This window comes from Marinobacter halodurans (genome assembly GCF_004327985.1).
Lineage (GTDB): Bacteria > Pseudomonadota > Gammaproteobacteria > Pseudomonadales > Oleiphilaceae > Marinobacter_A > Marinobacter_A halodurans.
Genome location: NZ_SJDL01000009.1, coordinates 1 through 16,376, shown reverse-complemented (window position 1 = coordinate 16,376; position 16,376 = coordinate 1). Strand labels below are relative to the sequence as shown.

At 61.3% G+C, this 16,376-nt stretch carries 16 protein-coding genes; 15 read left to right on the top strand and 1 reads right to left on the bottom strand.

From position 1 onward, the window contains the following. Window positions 1-361: 361 nt before the first annotated feature. The 11 genes from EZI54_RS07575 (at window position 362) to EZI54_RS07525 (ending at window position 9,102) form a co-directional block, all read left to right on the top strand. On the top strand, window positions 362-1,174 hold the full coding sequence (locus EZI54_RS07575) for an ATP-binding cassette domain-containing protein (RefSeq protein ID WP_131480645.1): 813 nt from the start codon (window positions 362-364) through the stop codon (window positions 1,172-1,174). Further along, window positions 1,171-1,953, top strand: a complete 783-nt coding sequence (gene mlaE / locus EZI54_RS07570; protein WP_131480643.1) for a lipid asymmetry maintenance ABC transporter permease subunit MlaE — start codon at window positions 1,171-1,173, stop codon at window positions 1,951-1,953. Before EZI54_RS07575 ends, mlaE begins: the two co-directional genes overlap by 4 nt. Next, window positions 1,953-2,402 (top strand): outer membrane lipid asymmetry maintenance protein MlaD, encoded by a 450-nt coding sequence (mlaD, locus tag EZI54_RS07565; protein ID WP_131480641.1) that lies wholly within the window; start codon window positions 1,953-1,955, stop codon window positions 2,400-2,402. The genes mlaE and mlaD overlap by 1 nt, the downstream gene beginning before the upstream one ends. 66 nt (window positions 2,403-2,468) lie before the next feature. Next, window positions 2,469-3,083: an MlaC/ttg2D family ABC transporter substrate-binding protein gene (locus EZI54_RS07560; protein WP_242674380.1), complete on the top strand. Its 615-nt coding sequence runs from the start codon at window positions 2,469-2,471 to the stop codon at window positions 3,081-3,083. Next, the gene (locus EZI54_RS07555; protein WP_131480637.1) at window positions 3,080-3,403 is read left to right on the top strand and encodes an STAS domain-containing protein; all 324 of its coding nucleotides are present in this window, start codon (window positions 3,080-3,082) and stop codon (window positions 3,401-3,403) included. Before EZI54_RS07560 ends, EZI54_RS07555 begins: the two co-directional genes overlap by 4 nt. Window positions 3,404-3,609: 206 nt before the next feature. Then, window positions 3,610-3,837, top strand: coding sequence for a BolA family protein (locus EZI54_RS07550; protein WP_242674375.1), 228 nt, complete (start codon window positions 3,610-3,612; stop codon window positions 3,835-3,837). Between the two features lie 72 nt (window positions 3,838-3,909). Next, window positions 3,910-5,172: a UDP-N-acetylglucosamine 1-carboxyvinyltransferase gene (gene murA / locus EZI54_RS07545; RefSeq protein WP_131480633.1), complete on the top strand. Its 1,263-nt coding sequence runs from the start codon at window positions 3,910-3,912 to the stop codon at window positions 5,170-5,172. Window positions 5,173-5,192: 20 nt separating this feature from the next. After that, window positions 5,193-5,837 (top strand): ATP phosphoribosyltransferase, encoded by a 645-nt coding sequence (hisG, locus tag EZI54_RS07540; protein WP_131480632.1) that lies wholly within the window; start codon window positions 5,193-5,195, stop codon window positions 5,835-5,837. 59 nt (window positions 5,838-5,896) lie between these two features. Next, window positions 5,897-7,216: a histidinol dehydrogenase gene (hisD, locus tag EZI54_RS07535; RefSeq protein ID WP_131480630.1), complete on the top strand. Its 1,320-nt coding sequence runs from the start codon at window positions 5,897-5,899 to the stop codon at window positions 7,214-7,216. Further along, window positions 7,213-8,268, top strand: a complete 1,056-nt coding sequence (gene hisC / locus EZI54_RS07530) for a histidinol-phosphate transaminase (RefSeq protein ID WP_131480628.1) — start codon at window positions 7,213-7,215, stop codon at window positions 8,266-8,268. Before hisD ends, hisC begins: the two co-directional genes overlap by 4 nt. Window positions 8,269-8,343: 75 nt before the next feature. Then, window positions 8,344-9,102: a Nif3-like dinuclear metal center hexameric protein gene (locus EZI54_RS07525; RefSeq protein ID WP_131480626.1), complete on the top strand. Its 759-nt coding sequence runs from the start codon at window positions 8,344-8,346 to the stop codon at window positions 9,100-9,102. A 68-nt stretch (window positions 9,103-9,170) separates the two neighbouring features. On the opposite strand, the gene EZI54_RS07520 is transcribed toward EZI54_RS07525, so the two are convergent. Next, entirely contained in the window at window positions 9,171-9,611 is a 441-nt protein-coding gene (locus tag EZI54_RS07520; protein WP_131480624.1) for a Z-ring associated ZapG family protein, read from the bottom strand. Window positions 9,612-9,975: 364 nt separating this feature from the next. On the opposite strand from EZI54_RS07520, the gene zapE reads away from it, so the two are divergent. The 4 genes from zapE to EZI54_RS07500 all read left to right on the top strand — a co-directional run bounded on the left by zapE (window position 9,976) and on the right by EZI54_RS07500 (window position 16,089). Beyond that, on the top strand, window positions 9,976-11,073 hold the full coding sequence (gene zapE / locus EZI54_RS07515) for a cell division protein ZapE (RefSeq protein ID WP_131480622.1): 1,098 nt from the start codon (window positions 9,976-9,978) through the stop codon (window positions 11,071-11,073). Window positions 11,074-11,159: 86 nt separating this feature from the next. Further along, a complete protein-coding gene (locus EZI54_RS07510) occupies window positions 11,160-12,344 on the top strand; it encodes a thiolase family protein (protein ID WP_131480620.1) in 1,185 nt (394 codons plus the stop codon). A gap of 494 nt (window positions 12,345-12,838) precedes the next feature. Then, window positions 12,839-14,695: a DUF1302 domain-containing protein gene (locus EZI54_RS07505; RefSeq protein WP_131480618.1), complete on the top strand. Its 1,857-nt coding sequence runs from the start codon at window positions 12,839-12,841 to the stop codon at window positions 14,693-14,695. A 32-nt stretch (window positions 14,696-14,727) separates the two neighbouring features. Beyond that, window positions 14,728-16,089, top strand: coding sequence for a DUF1329 domain-containing protein (locus EZI54_RS07500; protein ID WP_131480616.1), 1,362 nt, complete (start codon window positions 14,728-14,730; stop codon window positions 16,087-16,089). Window positions 16,090-16,376 lie beyond the last annotated feature (287 nt).

The following is a 16,376-nucleotide window of genomic DNA, read 5'->3' as shown; positions in this document are numbered from 1 at the left end:
TTTCCAAGGATCGGTGAACAAGGCGGGAAATTGTGATGGACTTGCCAGCCGGTCGCAACCGGGAATGCGGCCTGTCAACGGACGGTCGGCAATCAATGCGCCGCGGCATGGTTGTGGTCTGCATTTGAGCTTGCCGCCAAGTTGTCATAATGTAGCGCCCTCCGTGATTGGCTGTGTCCGGAGTGATGTCAGGTTGCTGTCGGTATGGCGCGGATTTAACGACGTATTAATGTGCGTGATGGGAATATCTGGAACAATGCCCGGCAGGCAGGGATGATGGCCCGTTTCGCCACCTGGTGACGTGCCGGAGCGGCATTCGGCCGCTACGGTGGTCAGGGTGCCCCCAACAGGAAAGGTCTCGATGACATCAGAGTCCGCTTTTATCGATATCCAGGATCTCGTCTTTCTGCGGGGCGAGCGACGTATCTTCGATGGTCTGTCGCTGAAGATTCCGCGCGGAAAGGTAACGGCCATCATGGGGCCGAGCGGGACGGGTAAGACAACGCTGCTCAAGCTGATTGGTGGCCAGTTACGGCCGGAGAGCGGTCGCATCACCGTGGACGGTATCTGCGTGCACGAGTTGCGGCGCTCGGCGCTATACGATCTGCGCAAGCGAATGGGTATGCTTTTCCAGAGTGGCGCGCTGTTCTCCGACATCAGTGCCTACGAGAATGTGGCATTTCCGCTGCGGGTCCACACCAAGCTTCCGGAAGACATGATTCGCGATATTGTGCTGATGAAGCTGGAAGCGGTCGGCCTGCGCGGTGCGCGGGATCTGATGCCCTCGGAGCTGTCCGGCGGGATGACCCGGCGTGTCGCCCTGGCCCGCAGCATTGCCCTGGATCCCGAGCTGATCATGTACGACGAGCCCTTCACCGGGCAGGATCCGATTGCCAAGGGCGTACTGGTCGAGATGATCAGCAAGCTCAACCGCTCGATGGGGCTGACCAGTGTGCTGGTGTCGCATGATGTGCCCGAGTCGCTGAGTATCTGCGACTATGCCTGCATCGTCTCCAACGGGCAGGTGATCGGCGCGGGTACGCCGGAGGAGCTGCAGGGCAATCCATCCGAGCGCGTGCAGCAGTTCCTGCAGGGTAAGCCGGACGGCCCGGTTCCCTTTCACTATCCGGCGGAGCCGATCGCCGAAGATCTGGCCGATGGGGCACAACGATGATGGATCGTCTCGCGACTATCGGGCGCGGCACCTTTGATATCCTGGCCTCCCTGGGCCGTTCCAGCGAATTCCTCCTGCGCAGCCTGGTCGCCGTGCCGCGGCCGGCAACCGGTCTGCCCCTGCTGGTCAAGCAGATCTACGCGGTCGGCGTGCTGTCGTTGGCCATTATCGTCGTGTCCGGGCTGTTTATCGGGATGGTGCTGGGGCTGCAGGGGTACAACATCCTGACCGACTACGGCTCGGAGCAGGCGATTGGCCAGATGGTGGCCCTGACCCTGGTGCGCGAGTTGGGGCCGGTCGTCACCGCCCTGCTGTTTGCCGGTCGGGCCGGTTCCGCCCTGACGGCGGAGATCGGACTGATGAAGGCTACCGAACAACTGTCCAGCATGGAGATGATGGGGGTGGATCCGCTGCGCCGGGTCATCGCCCCGCGATTCTGGGCCGGGTTCATTACCATGCCGCTGCTGGCAATGATCTTCTCGGTGGTCGGCATCTGGGGCGGCATGCTGGTGGGTGTCGACTGGCTGGGCGTGTTCGAGGGCTCCTACTGGGCCAATATGCAGGCGTCGGTTGATTTCGGGGAAGACGTCCTCAACGGCATTATCAAGAGTATCGCATTCGGTTTTGTCTGCACCTGGATTGCGGTTTACCAGGGCTATGACAGCGTGCCAACGTCCGAGGGGATCAGTTCGGCGACGACCAAGACGGTGGTCTACTCGTCGTTGGCGGTATTGGGTCTTGATTTTATTCTCACTGCGGTGATGTTCGGAGATATCTGATGCGTCAGAGAACAATGGAGATAGTGGTGGGTGCGTTTGTGCTTGCCGGGTGTGGTGCCCTGCTTTTCCTGGCGCTGCAGGTCAGCGGCCTTACGCCACAGGCAGCGGAGCCGACCTACAAGGTCTACGCCAACTTCAACGATGTTGGCGGCTTGTCGGTGCGGGGCCAGGTCTCGATGGCCGGGGTCACGATTGGCCGGGTGACGGCGATCACGCTCGATCCGAAAACCTACCAGGCGCGCGTGGAAATGGAGATCAACAAGTCGGCGGAAATCATCCCGACCGACAGCTCGGCCATCATCCGTACCGCCGGTCTGCTGGGTGAAAAGTACGTGGATGTATCCGTGGGCGCCGACCAGGAGTATATGAAAGACGGCGACACCTTCTACGGCACCCAGTCGGCGCTCAATATCGAACGTTTAATCAGTAACTTCGCCTCAGGGAAATAAGAGGCCAAATCAGTCAGGAGCCGGGTTATGAAAGCAGTCCGACAGGTCTGGGGCAGTCTTTGGGCCATGTTGCTGGTGGTCGCGGCCATGCCGGCATCGGCAGGCAGCGACTCGCTACGCCAGTATGTGGATGACAACACGCAGGCACTGGTCCAGGAGCTCAACGAAAAGCGGGGGCTCTATAATACGGACCGCGAGGCGTTCTACGAGCAGATGGAAGCCGCGCTGGCGAACTTTGTCGATTTTCGCCGCATCGCCGCGCGGGTGATGGGGCGTTACGCGCGCCAGGCGTCACCGGAGCAGCGGGATGCGTTCGTGGAAAAGTTCAAGCGAAGCCTGTTCGACAGTTATGCCAAGGCCCTGGTCGAGGCCGACAACTTCACCATCAGCGTGGGTGACGCCACCATCAATCCGAACCACGATGATCGGGCGTCCGTGGAACTGCAGGTGACCACGGCTTCCGGTAACCGCTACCCGGTTGTCTATTCGATGTACCGCAACGACAACGACCGCTGGATGATGGAGAACGTCATTGTCGAAGGGGTGAACATCGGCCTGGCGTTCCGCGACCGTTTCGCCCAGGAAATGGAAGAGAATCGCAACAACGTACAGGCGGTTATCGACGGCTGGACGGATGCGGTCAAGGAGCTGGACCTCGACAAGAAGGTGGACCAGTCGTGACCTCCGTGCAATCTGTGAACATGGCCGGAGACGCCGTCTCCGGGTCCATCTTTCAGTTGACTTCGGCGCAACTGGATCGGGACGTGCTGGCGTTGCGCAAACAGGGCGAGGCCTTTCTGGCCGAGCAGGGTGGTGGCGAATGCAGCATTGACCTGGCGGGCATCGATCGGGCCAGCAGTGTGCTGGTTTCGCTGATGCTCTGCTGGAAGCGCAAGGCCGACCAGCAGGGTGTCGCACTGGGCTTCGCCGGTGTCAGTGATCGCCTGGTCGAGCTGGCCAGAATGGGGAATGTTGCCGATTACCTGGGACTGACCGGCTGATCCGGTCGGGAAAGGTCGTCCTGATGACGGCTATTGACAGCTTTCATCCATCCGTTGTTTAGCCTTCCGCCGGAATTCGATACAATTCCGCTTCTGAATTTCAAGCGCTCGCCGGCAAACCGTCCGGCGAGCGGCTACTGATTGGAGTCGTCAGGCGACTCTCACTCCCCAAAACTGATTGAGGTACGCACATGCAGGCGGAGGACGTGGCAGAGCTGGTTCGCAAAGAGCTGCCCGACTGTGAAATCCAGGTCCAGAACGACGGAAACCATTACCTGGTCGTCGCCATTGGCGATCGATTCGAGGGGATGTCGCCGGTCAAGAAGCAGCAGCTGATCTACGCTGCGCTCAACCAGCAGCTGTCCGAAGGGACCATTCACGCCCTGACCATCAAGGCATTCACCCCGGCCCAATGGCAGGCCCGTCAGGGCTGACCGGGTGCGGCGGACCGGCTTTGCCCGGCTGCCCGCCAGGACCATGCGACCGACATAAACAGGACAAGACTCGTGGATAAATTGCTCATCAGCGGCCGCAAGCCGCTAGACGGGGAGATCCGGATTTCCGGCGCCAAGAACTCTGCGTTGCCGATTCTGGCGGCCACCCTGCTGGCCGACGAGCCGGTCACCGTCGGCAACCTGCCGCACCTCAACGACATCACCACCATGATCGAGCTGCTCGGTCGCATGGGCATCGAGTTGATGATCGACGAGAAGATGAGCGTGGAGGTCCACGCCAACACTATCAAGGCATTCCATGCGCCCTACGAGCTGGTCAAGACCATGCGGGCGTCGATCCTCGTGCTGGGACCGCTGGTGGCCCACTTCGGCCAGGCGGAGGTTTCCCTGCCGGGAGGGTGTGCCATCGGTAGTCGCCCGGTCAACCTGCATATCCAGGGGCTGGAGCAGATGGGCGCCGAGGTCAAGGTTGAAAACGGCTACATCAAGGCGCGCAGCAATGGTCGCCTCAAGGGCGCTCACATCTTCCTGGATACCGTGACCGTGACCGGGACCGAGAACCTGATGATGGCGGCGGCCCTGGCCGACGGCAAGACGATTCTCGAGAACGCGGCGCGCGAGCCTGAAGTCGTGGACCTGGCCGAGTGCCTGATCGCCATGGGCGCCGACATCAAGGGTGCGGGTACCGCCACGATCGAGATCAACGGTGTGGAGCGCCTGCACGGTTGCCATTACGATGTATTGCCGGATCGGGTCGAGACCGGAACCTACCTGGTGGCGGCGGCCGCAACCGGTGGCCGGGTCAAGCTGAAGGATACGCGCGAGGACCTGCTGGAAGCGGTCCTGTTGAAGTTGAGCGAGACCGGCGCCCACATCTCCACCGGCAAGGACTGGATCGAGCTGGACATGAAGGGCAATCGCCCGCGCGCGGTGAGTCTGCGGACGGCACCATACCCGGCCTTCCCAACCGACATGCAGGCCCAGTTTGCGGCCATGAACGCCGTGGCCGAGGGCAGTGGCGCGATTACCGAGACGGTGTTCGAGAACCGCTTCATGCACATCCAGGAACTGAGCCGGATGGGCGCGGACATCACCCTGGAAGGCAATACGGCCATCATCCGCGGTGTCGAAAAGCTCAATGGCGCGCCGGTCATGGCCACCGACCTGCGGGCCTCGGCCAGCCTGGTCATCGCCGGCCTGGTGGCTGATGGCGACACCATCGTTGACCGCATCTACCACATCGACCGCGGTTACGAATGTATCGAAGAGAAGCTGCAGTTGCTTGGGGCGAGTATCCGCCGATTGCCTGCCTGATCCCGTAATTTGGACAGACTATGACAGACAGCATCACCATCGCGCTCTCCAAGGGGCGGATCCTCAAGGAAACCCTGCCGCTGCTGGCGGAAGCGGGGATCGAGCCGGTCGACGACATCGACCGTTCCCGTAAACTGGTGTTTCCGACCACGGATCCGGCCGTACGCCTGCTGGTCATCCGGGCCACCGATGTGCCCACCTACGTCCAGTATGGCGGCGCCGACCTCGGCGTGACCGGCAAGGATGTGCTCATGGAGCACGGGGGTGCGGGCCTCTACGAGCCGCTGGACCTGAACATTGCCCGCTGCAAGCTGATGACGGCCGGACCGGTCGGGCAGGCTACGCCCGAGGGGCGTGTGCGGGTGGCGACCAAGTTTGTCAACCTGGCGCGGCAATACTACGCCTCGCAGGGCCGGCAGGCGGATATCATCAAGCTTTACGGAGCGATGGAGTTGGCGCCCATCCTCAATCTGGCGGACGAGATCGTGGACATCGTCGATACGGGCAACACCCTCAAGGCCAACGGTCTCGAACCCCGTGAACTGATCACCCATATCAGCACCCGCCTGGTGGCCAATCGCGCGTCGATGAAGATGAAACACCGGGCGCTGCACCCGATCATTGAAAAGCTGGGCGAGGCGGTGGCCCGTCGTCAAGAGGACTGACGACCGCCGCGCCCCTGCAAACCCAACCAGTCTTTGCCCGTGTCCCGAGAGGATGTGTTATGACCGAGGTTACCGTAAAACGCCTGTCCGCTAGCGCGGCGGATTTCGATGTTTCCCTGGACCGCCTGCTGGCGTGGGATGACAGCGTGGATCACCAGGTGAATGAGTCGGTCCGTCATATCCTGCATGAGGTACGTACGCGCGGGGATGCCGCGCTGCTGGAGTTGACCGAGCGGTTCGACCGTGTGACCGCGGCCAGCGTGGCTGATCTGGAGATTTCCAGGGCGCGTATGGCGCAGGCCGTTGCGGCGATTCCCGCAGCGCAGCGCGAGGCCCTGGAGACGGCCGCAGCCCGGATTCGCGATTATCACGAGCGCCAGAAGGCACCGTCCTGGCAGTACGAAGAAGCGGACGGCACCGTGCTGGGCCAGAAAGTGACTCCGCTGGACCGGGCTGGACTCTATGTGCCCGGCGGCAAGGCGGCTTATCCGTCATCCGTGCTGATGAACGCCGTTCCGGCAAAGGTGGCCGGCGTCGGCGAGGTCGTAATGGTCGTGCCGACCCCGGGCGGGACGGTCAATGAGCTGGTCCTGGCCGCTGCCGGCGTCGCCGGTGTGGATCGTGTCTTCACCATAGGCGGAGCGCAGGCCGTGGCGGCGCTGGCCTATGGCACCGAGACGGTGCCCCGGGTCGACAAGATTGTGGGTCCCGGCAATATCTTCGTTGCCACCGCCAAGCGGGAAGTGTTCGGAACCGTGGGTATCGACATGATTGCCGGGCCCTCGGAAATTCTCGTGATCTGTGACGGCCAGACCGATCCGGACTGGATCGCCATGGATCTGTTTTCCCAGGCCGAGCACGATGAGCAGGCTCAATCGATCCTGATCAGTCCGGATGCGGACTTCCTCGACCGGGTCGAAGCCAGTATCCGCAAGCTCCTGCCGACCATGGAGCGCGCCGAAATCATCGCGACGTCCATCTCCGACCGGGCGGCACTGATCCAGGTTGATGACATGGCCCAGGCCGCCGAGGTCAGTAACCGGATCGCGCCGGAACACCTGGAACTGTCCGTGGCGGATCCGGAAGCGTTGCTGCCTGCTATTCGTCATGCCGGAGCCATCTTCATGGGGCGGTACACGGCCGAGGCCCTGGGCGACTACTGCGCCGGACCCAACCACGTGTTGCCGACGTCCGGCACCGCCCGATTCTCGTCGCCGCTGGGGGTCTATGATTTCCAGAAACGCTCTTCCATTATCGGTTTTTCCGCGGAAGGCGCGAGCGAAATGGGCAAGGTGGCCTCGGTGCTGGCCCGTGGTGAAGGGCTGACGGCACACGCCCGGTCGGCCGAGTACCGTATCAAGGACCGGGAGGCATCATGAGTCGTTTCTGGAGTCCCCGGATCAAGGATCTGACGCCCTACGTGCCGGGCGAACAGCCCAAACTCAGGGATCTGGTGAAGCTCAACACCAACGAGCACCCACTGGGACCGTCGCCCAGGGTTCTTGAGGCGATTCGTGCCGAGGCGGGGGATAGCCTGCGTCTCTATCCGGATCCCAATGGCGATGCGCTGAAGTCAAAGCTTGCGGATTACCACGGGGTGTCGCCGAAACAGGTGTTCCTGGGCAATGGCTCGGACGAGGTGTTGGCGCATATCTTCTTTGGCCTGTTCCAGCACGGCAAGCCCATCCTGTTCCCGGATATCACCTACAGCTTCTATCCGGTGTACTGCGGCATCTACAACATAGAGGCCCGGGCCATTCCGGTTGCCGGGGATTTCTCGATCCGCCCGGAGGATTACCGGGGCGATTGCGGCGGGATCATTTTCCCGAACCCGAATGCGCCTTCCGGGAAAGCGCTGGCGTTGTCCGAGGTGGAACGGATCGTGGGTTCCAATCCGGACGTGGTCGTCGTCATTGATGAGGCCTATGTGGATTTTGGTGCCGAGACAGCGATTGGGTTGGTGGACCGTTATCCCAACCTGCTGGTGACCCAGACCCTGTCAAAATCCCGTTCGCTGGCGGGGTTGCGAGTCGGTTTCGCCGTGGGTCACGCCGATCTGATCGAGGCTCTGGAGCGGGTGAAGAACAGCTTCAACTCCTACCCGCTGGACCGGCTGGCGCTGGTTGGGGCCGTCGCCGCCTATGAGGACGAGGCGTATTTCCGCCAGGCTACGGAGTATGTGGTCCGCGAACGTCAGCGGGTCACGGACGGGTTGGAGCAGTTGGGCTTCGAGGTGGTGCCGTCGGCCGCCAATTTCGTGCTGGCGCGCCATCCCGACCATGCCGGTGCGGACATCGCAGCGGCTTTGCGTGAGCGCAGCATTATCGTGCGCCATTTCAACAAGCCGCGTATCGAGAACCATCTGCGCATTACCATCGGTTCCGAAACCCAGAACGATGCCCTGCTCGGGGCCCTGCCTGATATCGTGTAAGTACGCAGCCGGCGATCCCTGGATCTCGCCGGCCTGCATTTCGTTTCCCTCAAGTATCGACTCTGGAGGTCTCCCATGACGACGAGCACTACCCGTGACAAGGTGGTCAGCCTGGTGGAATCGTGGCTTGAACCGGGGCGTTTCCAGGATTACTGCCCCAACGGCCTGCAGGTCGAGGGACGCGAGTCCGTGGCGCATGTGGTCACCGGCGTGACCGCTTCCCAGGCGTTTATCGATGCGGCCATCGAGGCTGGCGCGGACATGCTGCTGGTGCACCACGGCTATTTCTGGAAAGGCGAGGACCAGCGCATCCGTGGCATGAAGAAGCGGCGTCTGCAGGCGTTGCTGCGTGAGGATGTCAGCCTGCTGGCCTATCACCTGCCGCTGGATGATCACCCGGAACTGGGCAACAACCGCCAATTGGGCGAGGTGCTGGAGTTGCGCAGCGCATCACCGGTACAGGAGGGCGGCCTGGTCTGGATGGGTGAGTTGGCGACACCGATGACGGCGTCCCGGTTGTCCGGTCTGCTGGAGGAACGGTTGCATCGGACACCCCTGCATGTGGGGCATGGTGTCGATCAGATTCGCCGGGTTGCCTGGTGTACCGGCGCGGCCCAGGGGTTCATCGGCCAGGCTTTGGAGGCCGGTGCCGACGCCTTTATCAGTGGCGAGATTTCAGAGCCCACCGTGCATACCGCGCGCGAAGACGGTATCCACTATTTCTCGGCGGGCCACCACGCCACGGAGCGCTACGGTGTGCAGGCGGTGGGCGAGCGACTGGCGCAGGAACTGGGGATTCGTCACACCTTTATCGACATCGATAATCCGGTGTAGGGCAGGAAAGGGCGGCGGCAATCCGGTCGCCGGTTTGCCGCCGCCCGGGCAGATCGGGCCGTGGCCGTCTACTCGGTCTGGCTTTTCTCACGCAGCCCGTAATCTTCCGCCAGAGTGCCTTTTTCCTTCGGGTCGCTCTTGGGGGCATAGTCCCGGGGCGGTTCGAAGCCGGAGTCTTCCGATTTGGCCGCGCCGAGACGGGCGGTATCGTCCTTTTTCTCCAGTTCGTCGAGCCAGTCCTCATCGTGGCACAGGCGGTTGGCGCCGCGAGCCATGTGTTGGCTGACATCCCGGTAGACATCATTGAGCCGGCGCATCAGGTGAGCGGACTCCATGAAGTGTTCATTGACCTGGGCCTGGTAGCGGGTATATTCGCTGCGCAACTCGTCGATCTGCTGCTCCAGGCGGCGCTGGCGCAGACTGGTGCTCTGGCCTGAGCGGCCGACCAGTACGCCGACGACAAGCCCGATGACGAGGGTGGCTAAAGCGATGAGAATGAGTTGCGTCATACTGTCCCTGACCCTGAATTCGAGAATGAGTATAAAGACGCCGATGCTGGCGTCATGGTGCCTCTCTGGCTATTGACAGCTCCGGTCGCCCCGGCCCGCAAGCCGCTAGGGCATATCGCAGCGCCGGGCCAGCGCCCGGATGCCAATCAAGGCACCTTAAGTATACCGGCTGACCGCTATGTCGCCCATGCCTGTTCGTCCCTCCAATCGTCGCATAGACCAACCAATGACCATGTAGGGCGTGACGGTCCACGATCCGGCGGCCTTCCTGCCGTGCGCGCAGGCACAATGGAGAAAAGGGGCAAAATCAGCGACAATACGGCGCCTTATTGACCAGCACCATCAAGCGAGACAAGAGCAACGCATGACCCCGTGGGAACGCTATCAGCAAGACCTCCAGAAAGACGGTTTTGAGAAAGATGCCGCACAGGCGGACGCGGTACAGCGTCTTCAGGCACTGTACGACAAACTGGTGGAATCCGAAAGCCAGCGTCAGAAGACATTCACCAGGCTGCGGCGCAAGTTGCGTGGCGGGCGCGAAGAACCGATCAAGGGACTCTACTTCTGGGGCGGTGTGGGTCGCGGCAAGACCTATCTGATGGACACGTTTTATGAGGCGCTGCCGTTTGAGCGCAAGATGCGCGTGCACTTCCATCGCTTCATGCAGCGCGTGCACAACGAACTCAAGACACTGAAGGGCACCAAGAATCCCCTGGAGGTCGTCGGCGAGCGTTTTGCTGAAGAAACGACCGTGATCTGCTTCGATGAATTTTTTGTGTCCGACATCGGCGATGCCATGATTCTGGCGACCCTGCTCGATACGCTGTTCAGCCGGGGCGTCACGCTCGTCTGTACCTCGAACATCGTGCCGGATGGCCTCTACAAGGATGGTCTGCAGCGCGCCCGCTTCCTGCCGGCCATCGACCTGGTCAAGAAGTACACCGATGTGGTCAACGTGGACGGCGGCGTCGATTACCGGTTGCGGACGCTGGAGCAGGCCCGCCTGTTCCACACGCCTCTGGGGCCGGAGGCCACCGAGAGCCTGCGATCCAGTTTTGATCGACTGTCGGTGGATTCGACCGGGCATTCCCTGAACCTGGAAGTCAACGGTCGCAAGATCCCTGCCCTGGCGCATGCCGATGACGTGGTCTGGTTCGACTTCAAGGCCCTTTGTGACGGCCCACGCAGCCAGAACGACTACATCGAGCTGGCGCGTGAATTCCACGCGGTGATCATCAGTGACGTGCCGGTGCTCGGTCGTGACAAGGACGATCAGGCACGGCGCTTCATCAACATGATCGACGAGTTCTACGATCGCCACGTTAAAGTCATCATCTCGGCCGAAGCGCCCATCCACGAGTTGTACGCCGGCGGTCGTTTGGGATTCGAGTTCGAGCGGACCGAATCGCGGCTGCTGGAGATGCAGTCGAAAGAGTACCTCCAGGAGCCCCACAAGCCCTGAGGCCAAGTGTTCTGTACACCAAAAAAATACCAATAACAGGCCCGCCCTGAAGATTCCGCGGGCTCTACCACAGATGAGGAAATACCATGAGCAACGATAACGTCGTTATTGTCAGCGGCGCCCGTACACCGATGGGCGGTTTCCAGGGAAGCCTGGCTGCCGTCAGCGCCGTCGAGCTGGGTGCGCTTACCATCGCCGAGGCTGTCCGCCGGGCCTCCCTGCGGCCGGAGGATGTGCAGGAAGTGATCATGGGCAACGTGCTGCCCGCCGGTCTCAAGCAGGGACCGGCACGACAGGCGATGCGTCAGGCTGGTCTGCCGGACAGCACCGGTGCGACCACGATCAATAAACTGTGCGGCTCCGGCATGAAAGCCACCATGCTGGCGCACGACCTGATCAAGGCCGGTACCAACGACATCATGGTTGCGGGCGGTATGGAGAGCATGTCCAATGCGCCTTATGTGTTGCTTGGTGCGCGCCAGGGCTATCGTATGGGGCCGGGGCAGGCACCGCAGGATCATATGTTCCTGGACGGGCTGGAAGATGCCGAGACCGGCCGCCTGATGGGTGCCTTCGCCCAGGATATGGCCGACAGGAAAGGCTATACCCGCGAAGAGATGGACGGCTACGCCATCAATTCGCTTAGGCGGGCCCAGCAGGCGATCAGGGACGGCGTGTTGAAGGACGAGATCGTCCCGGTCACCGTGAAGACCCGCAAGGGCGAGACGGTGGTTGAGGACGACGAGCAGCCGCTGACGGCCAACCTGGACAAGATCCCGACCCTGCGTCCGGCGTTCAGGAAAGACGGAACCGTTACCGCCGCCAATGCGTCGTCCATTTCCGATGGCGCTTCAGCCCTGTTGTTGATGCGCGAGTCCGAGGCGGGACGCCGGGGCCTCAAGCCCATGGCGCGGATCGTGGCGCACTCGACGCATTCCCAGCATCCCGCGGAGTTCACCTGTGCACCGGTGGGTGCGATCAGGACATTGTTCGAGAAAACCGGTTGGGCCAAGGATGACGTGGATCTGTTCGAGATCAACGAAGCCTTTGCCATGGTCGCCATGATGCCGATTCGCGAGCTGGATCTGGACCCGGAGAAGGTCAATGTTCACGGAGGTGCCTGCGCCCAGGGGCACCCGGTTGGCTCCACCGGCTCCCGGCTGGTGGTGACGCTGATGCACGCGCTCAAGCGTCAGGGTAAGTCGCGGGGCATCGCCGCGCTGTGCATCGGCGGGGGTGAGGCCACCGCCATGGCTATCGAAATGCTCTGAGCCGTCGGCCTGCGGCTTCCATGCCCGCAGGTTTTACTGTCAAGCCCGGATGCCGGTCTCGTCCGGGCTTGGCCGGATTCCCTCCAGACCGCCTTTGATCCCTTTCACAAAACGCCCGCTGTGAGGCCTGAAACCTGCGCACGCGCGCTGGTTGCCCCCTGTTTTACCGTCTATATTGAGGGTGCCTCCGGATAAGTCGAGTCGACGCAGGGCGCCGCCGTTATTGAACGCCGGGCGACTGGTTCAGGCGATATCCGGCCATCCTGACCGGCAGTAGCGTGGCGCAGGCAGACAGCATGACCAGGGGATGGTGCTGATGCGGCATCGTGGGAGTGCCCGCGGTGAGGGGCCGCAAAATCATACTTTTGATCGATCAAAGCGTCCCGGAGCCTTAGCTATAGTGCCATCATCACGAGCACTGTGCGTGGAGCCTCCGACATCGTGAAGACAAATAACTAGAGCGCGACTCAGAACAACAATGGAGTAGCTTTCCAATGACAAGAAAAATCCAACAGCGGCAACAGTGGGTTAAATTGCCCCTGGCAGCAGCCATTACGGCCGCCCTGTCGACACCTGCCGCCGCCTTCCAGTTCTATCTGGGCGACGTTGAAGCTTCGTTTGACACCACACTGACGGCCGGCGTGGGCTGGCGGGTACAAGACCGGGACAAGCGCCTGATTGCGCAGGGCAACCTGGGCCCGTCCTACGCACCGGGTGGTGCGAACGCCAATATCGGTGCGTCGACCAACAACTACGATGACGGCAACCTGAACTTCGACAAAGGCGATACCTACAGCAAGATCGTCAAGGGGACCAGTGAGCTGTATCTCAACTACAACGTGGACAGCGAATACCTCACCCGGGTCGGCGGTTTCCTGCGTGGACGCTATTGGTACGACTTCGAGCTCAAGGATGAATCCCGCGCGACGGACTACGTAGGCCAGCAGCGGGAACTGAACGATAAGGCCAAGGGCAATGCATCCGGAGGTGAGTTCCTCGATGCGTATGTCTTCAGCGACTGGTACTTCGGAGAGACACCGGTCAGTGTCCGTTACGGCAAGCAGGTTCTGAGCTGGGGTGAGAGTACGTTTATCCAGGGCGGTATCAACGTCATCAACCCGGTGGACGTCAACGCCATCCGTGCACCGGGGGCCGAGCTTAAAGATGCCCTGTTGCCGGTTGAGATGCTCTATTCCTCCATTGGCCTGACCGAGAACGTCACCCTCGAAGCCTTCCTGCAGACCGATTGGGAAAAAGTCCGCCCGGACGACTGTGGCACCTTCTTCTCCACCAACGACTTCGCTGCCGATGGCTGTGGTCCGGTCCTGCTGGCCGGTCAGCTGCCGGACTCCCAGGCGTATGCGCAGGGTTTCATCTCACCACGGGTAGGTGACAAGGAACCGGATGATCGCGATCAGTTCGGTGCCGCTGTCCGCTGGTACGTGCCGGCGCTGAATGATTCCGAACTTGGTTTCTATTACATCCGCTATCACAGCCGTTTACCTTACGTGAGCGGCATCGTTAACGACCCGAGCAACGGCGAGCGTTTCCCGAGCTACTACGTCGAGTATCCCGAAGGGATCAACCTGTATGGCGTGAGCATCAATACAACGATCCCGGGCGGTTGGTCGCTGGGGGCGGAATACAGCTTCCGTGACAACATGCCGATCCAGTGGAACGCCTTTGAACTGATTTATGGCGGCCTTCAGCTGGATAACCCCGTGACGGGTGACCCGGCCAGTCTGCTTCAGGTTCAACGCGAACAGGAAGCCGGTGTGGCGGTAGGCTCCGGCGCATTGTCCGGTCAGGAGACTAAAGGCTACGATCGTTTCAAGGTGTCGCAGGCGCAGATGACGCTGATCAAGTTCTTCGATCAGGTCATGGGTGCGAGCCGTCTGACGTTTGTTGGCGAAGTGGGTGCGACGTACGTGCACGGTCTGCCTGACTATGACGAAGCCCGCTATGGCCGTTCCGGTACTTTTGGTATAGGCCAGCTGGACGGCGGTGCTTGCCAGTCGCTGAACATCAACACGAATTACTGCAACAATGAAGGCTTCACGACTTCCTTCTCCTGGGGCTACCGGACCCGTTTCGTGTGGGATTACCCGAACGTCTTTGCCGGCGTGAACCTGAGCCCGCAACTGGCGTTCTCCCATGATGTACAGGGTTACGCGCCGTCGCCCGGCGGTAATTTCCTGGAGGGCCGCAAGGCGATTGGTCTGTCGCTGACGGGTGTCTACCAGAACCGTTACAGCGCGAACGTTGGCTACACGAACTATTTCGGCGGTAAACCGTACAACGAACTGACCGACCGGGATTTTATCAGTGCCAGTGTATCGGTCTCCTTCTGATCGGGCCTGAATTCGCATTACGAGGTATAACAATGAAACTGAACAAGACACTGATCGCCACCGGCATCCTGGCTGCCTCCCTGTATGGGGGCGCTGTCAATGCGGCTGTCTCCGCACAGGAAGCGGCAAAGCTCGGTGACACGCTGACGCCGATCGGCGCCGAGAAGGCCGGCAACGGCGGCGCCATTCCGGCGTGGGATGGTGGTCTGAAGAAGATTCCGGAAGGCTACAAGGGCGACGGGATCTATGTGAATCCGTATCCGGATGACAAGGAGCAGCTCCGCATCGACCAGAGCAACGTCGACCAGTATGCGGACAAACTGTCTCCTGGCCAGGTGAAAATGATCAAGAAGTACGATGATTACTTCATCCCGGTCTATCCGACGCATCGTCCGGCGGCTTATCCGCAGGAGGTCTATGACGCCACCAGGAAGAACGCCACCGAGACATCGCTGATTCCCAGCGGCAACGGCATGGAAAACTTCACCGAAGGCGTCCCGTTCCCGATTCCCCAGAACGGTCTGGAAGTCATCTGGAACCACATCACCCGCTATCGTGGCGGCTCGACGACGCGACACGTCGGTCAGGTGACGCCGACAGCAGACGGCAACTTCAGCGTGGTGCATTTCCAGGATGAACTGACCTGGCGTGCCGCACTCGAGGATTTCGATCCCAAGGAAGACCAGAACGTCCTGTTCTACTTCAAGCAGGCCATCACCGGTCCGGCGCGTCTGGCCGGTAACGTCCTGCTGGTTCACGAGACCATCAACCAGGTCAAGGAGCCGCGCCGCGCCTGGGTATACAACGCCGGTCAACGCCGTGTCCGCCGGGCGCCGCAGGTGGCCTATGACGGTCCGGGTACGGCCGCCGATGGTCTGCGGACGTCAGACAACTTCGACATGTACAACGGTTCACCCGACCGTTACAACTGGGAGCTGATCGGTAAGCAGGAAATGTACATTCCGTACGATTCCTACAAGCTGGTTGATCGCGACCTGAGCTATGACCAGATCATCAAGGCCGGGCACATCAACCAGGCCCTGAGCCGCTACGAGCTGCACCGGGTCTGGCACGTCCGCGCGACCCTGAAGAAAGGGGAGCGGCACATCTATGCCCGTCGTGACTTCTACATCGACGAGGACACCTGGCAGGCGTCAGTGATCGATCACTATGATGGCCGCGGCGAGCTGTGGCGTGTGGCGGAGGCGCACAGCATGTACTTCTACGATCACAAGGTGCCCTGGTACGCGATCGAAGTCCTCTATGACACCCTGTCCGGCCGTTATCTGGCCCTGGGGCTGACCAATGAGGAAGCGGATCCCTATGAATTCGGGACCAAGCGTAGCTCCCGTGAATACACACCGGCGGCTCTGCGCCGGGCGGGTACCCGCTAAGGCATAATGCAGTCCAGGAAAGCCCCGGCCATGGCCGGGGCTTTTTTTTTGGTGCGCCAGGCATGGCGCGTAGCGCCTTGACGGGCGCTGTTCTGGTACAGGTGGTGCTGGCCGGATGACTTGGGGGTGCAAGTCCCCTGTGGGCCCGGTAAGGGGAACTACTAGCCGAACGGCAAGGGTGTCCACCGCGAGGTGGAATCTGAAGGAAGCCGCAGGCAAAGCACTGGCCTGACGAACAGGAATCGCATATGAGGCGGTCACACTGGGTAAGGCGGCCAATATCGTCA

Bases quoted from the DNA above. Each gene is read 5' to 3' on its own strand.
- EZI54_RS07575 (WP_131480645.1), top strand. From the start codon at position 362: ATGACATCAGAGTCCGCTTTTATCGATATCCAGGATCTCGTCTTTCTG.
- mlaE (WP_131480643.1), top strand. From the start codon at position 1,171: ATGATGGATCGTCTCGCGACTATCGGGCGCGGCACCTTTGATATCCTG.
- mlaD (WP_131480641.1), top strand. From the start codon at position 1,953: ATGCGTCAGAGAACAATGGAGATAGTGGTGGGTGCGTTTGTGCTTGCC.
- EZI54_RS07560 (WP_242674380.1), top strand. From the start codon at position 2,469: ATGTTGCTGGTGGTCGCGGCCATGCCGGCATCGGCAGGCAGCGACTCG.
- hisG (WP_131480632.1), top strand. From the start codon at position 5,193: ATGACAGACAGCATCACCATCGCGCTCTCCAAGGGGCGGATCCTCAAG.
- hisD (WP_131480630.1), top strand. From the start codon at position 5,897: ATGACCGAGGTTACCGTAAAACGCCTGTCCGCTAGCGCGGCGGATTTC.
- hisC (WP_131480628.1), top strand. From the start codon at position 7,213: ATGAGTCGTTTCTGGAGTCCCCGGATCAAGGATCTGACGCCCTACGTG.
- EZI54_RS07525 (WP_131480626.1), top strand. From the start codon at position 8,344: ATGACGACGAGCACTACCCGTGACAAGGTGGTCAGCCTGGTGGAATCG.
- EZI54_RS07520 (WP_131480624.1), bottom strand. From the start codon at position 9,611: ATGACGCAACTCATTCTCATCGCTTTAGCCACCCTCGTCATCGGGCTT.
- zapE (WP_131480622.1), top strand. From the start codon at position 9,976: ATGACCCCGTGGGAACGCTATCAGCAAGACCTCCAGAAAGACGGTTTT.
- EZI54_RS07510 (WP_131480620.1), top strand. From the start codon at position 11,160: ATGAGCAACGATAACGTCGTTATTGTCAGCGGCGCCCGTACACCGATG.
- EZI54_RS07505 (WP_131480618.1), top strand. From the start codon at position 12,839: ATGACAAGAAAAATCCAACAGCGGCAACAGTGGGTTAAATTGCCCCTG.
- EZI54_RS07500 (WP_131480616.1), top strand. From the start codon at position 14,728: ATGAAACTGAACAAGACACTGATCGCCACCGGCATCCTGGCTGCCTCC.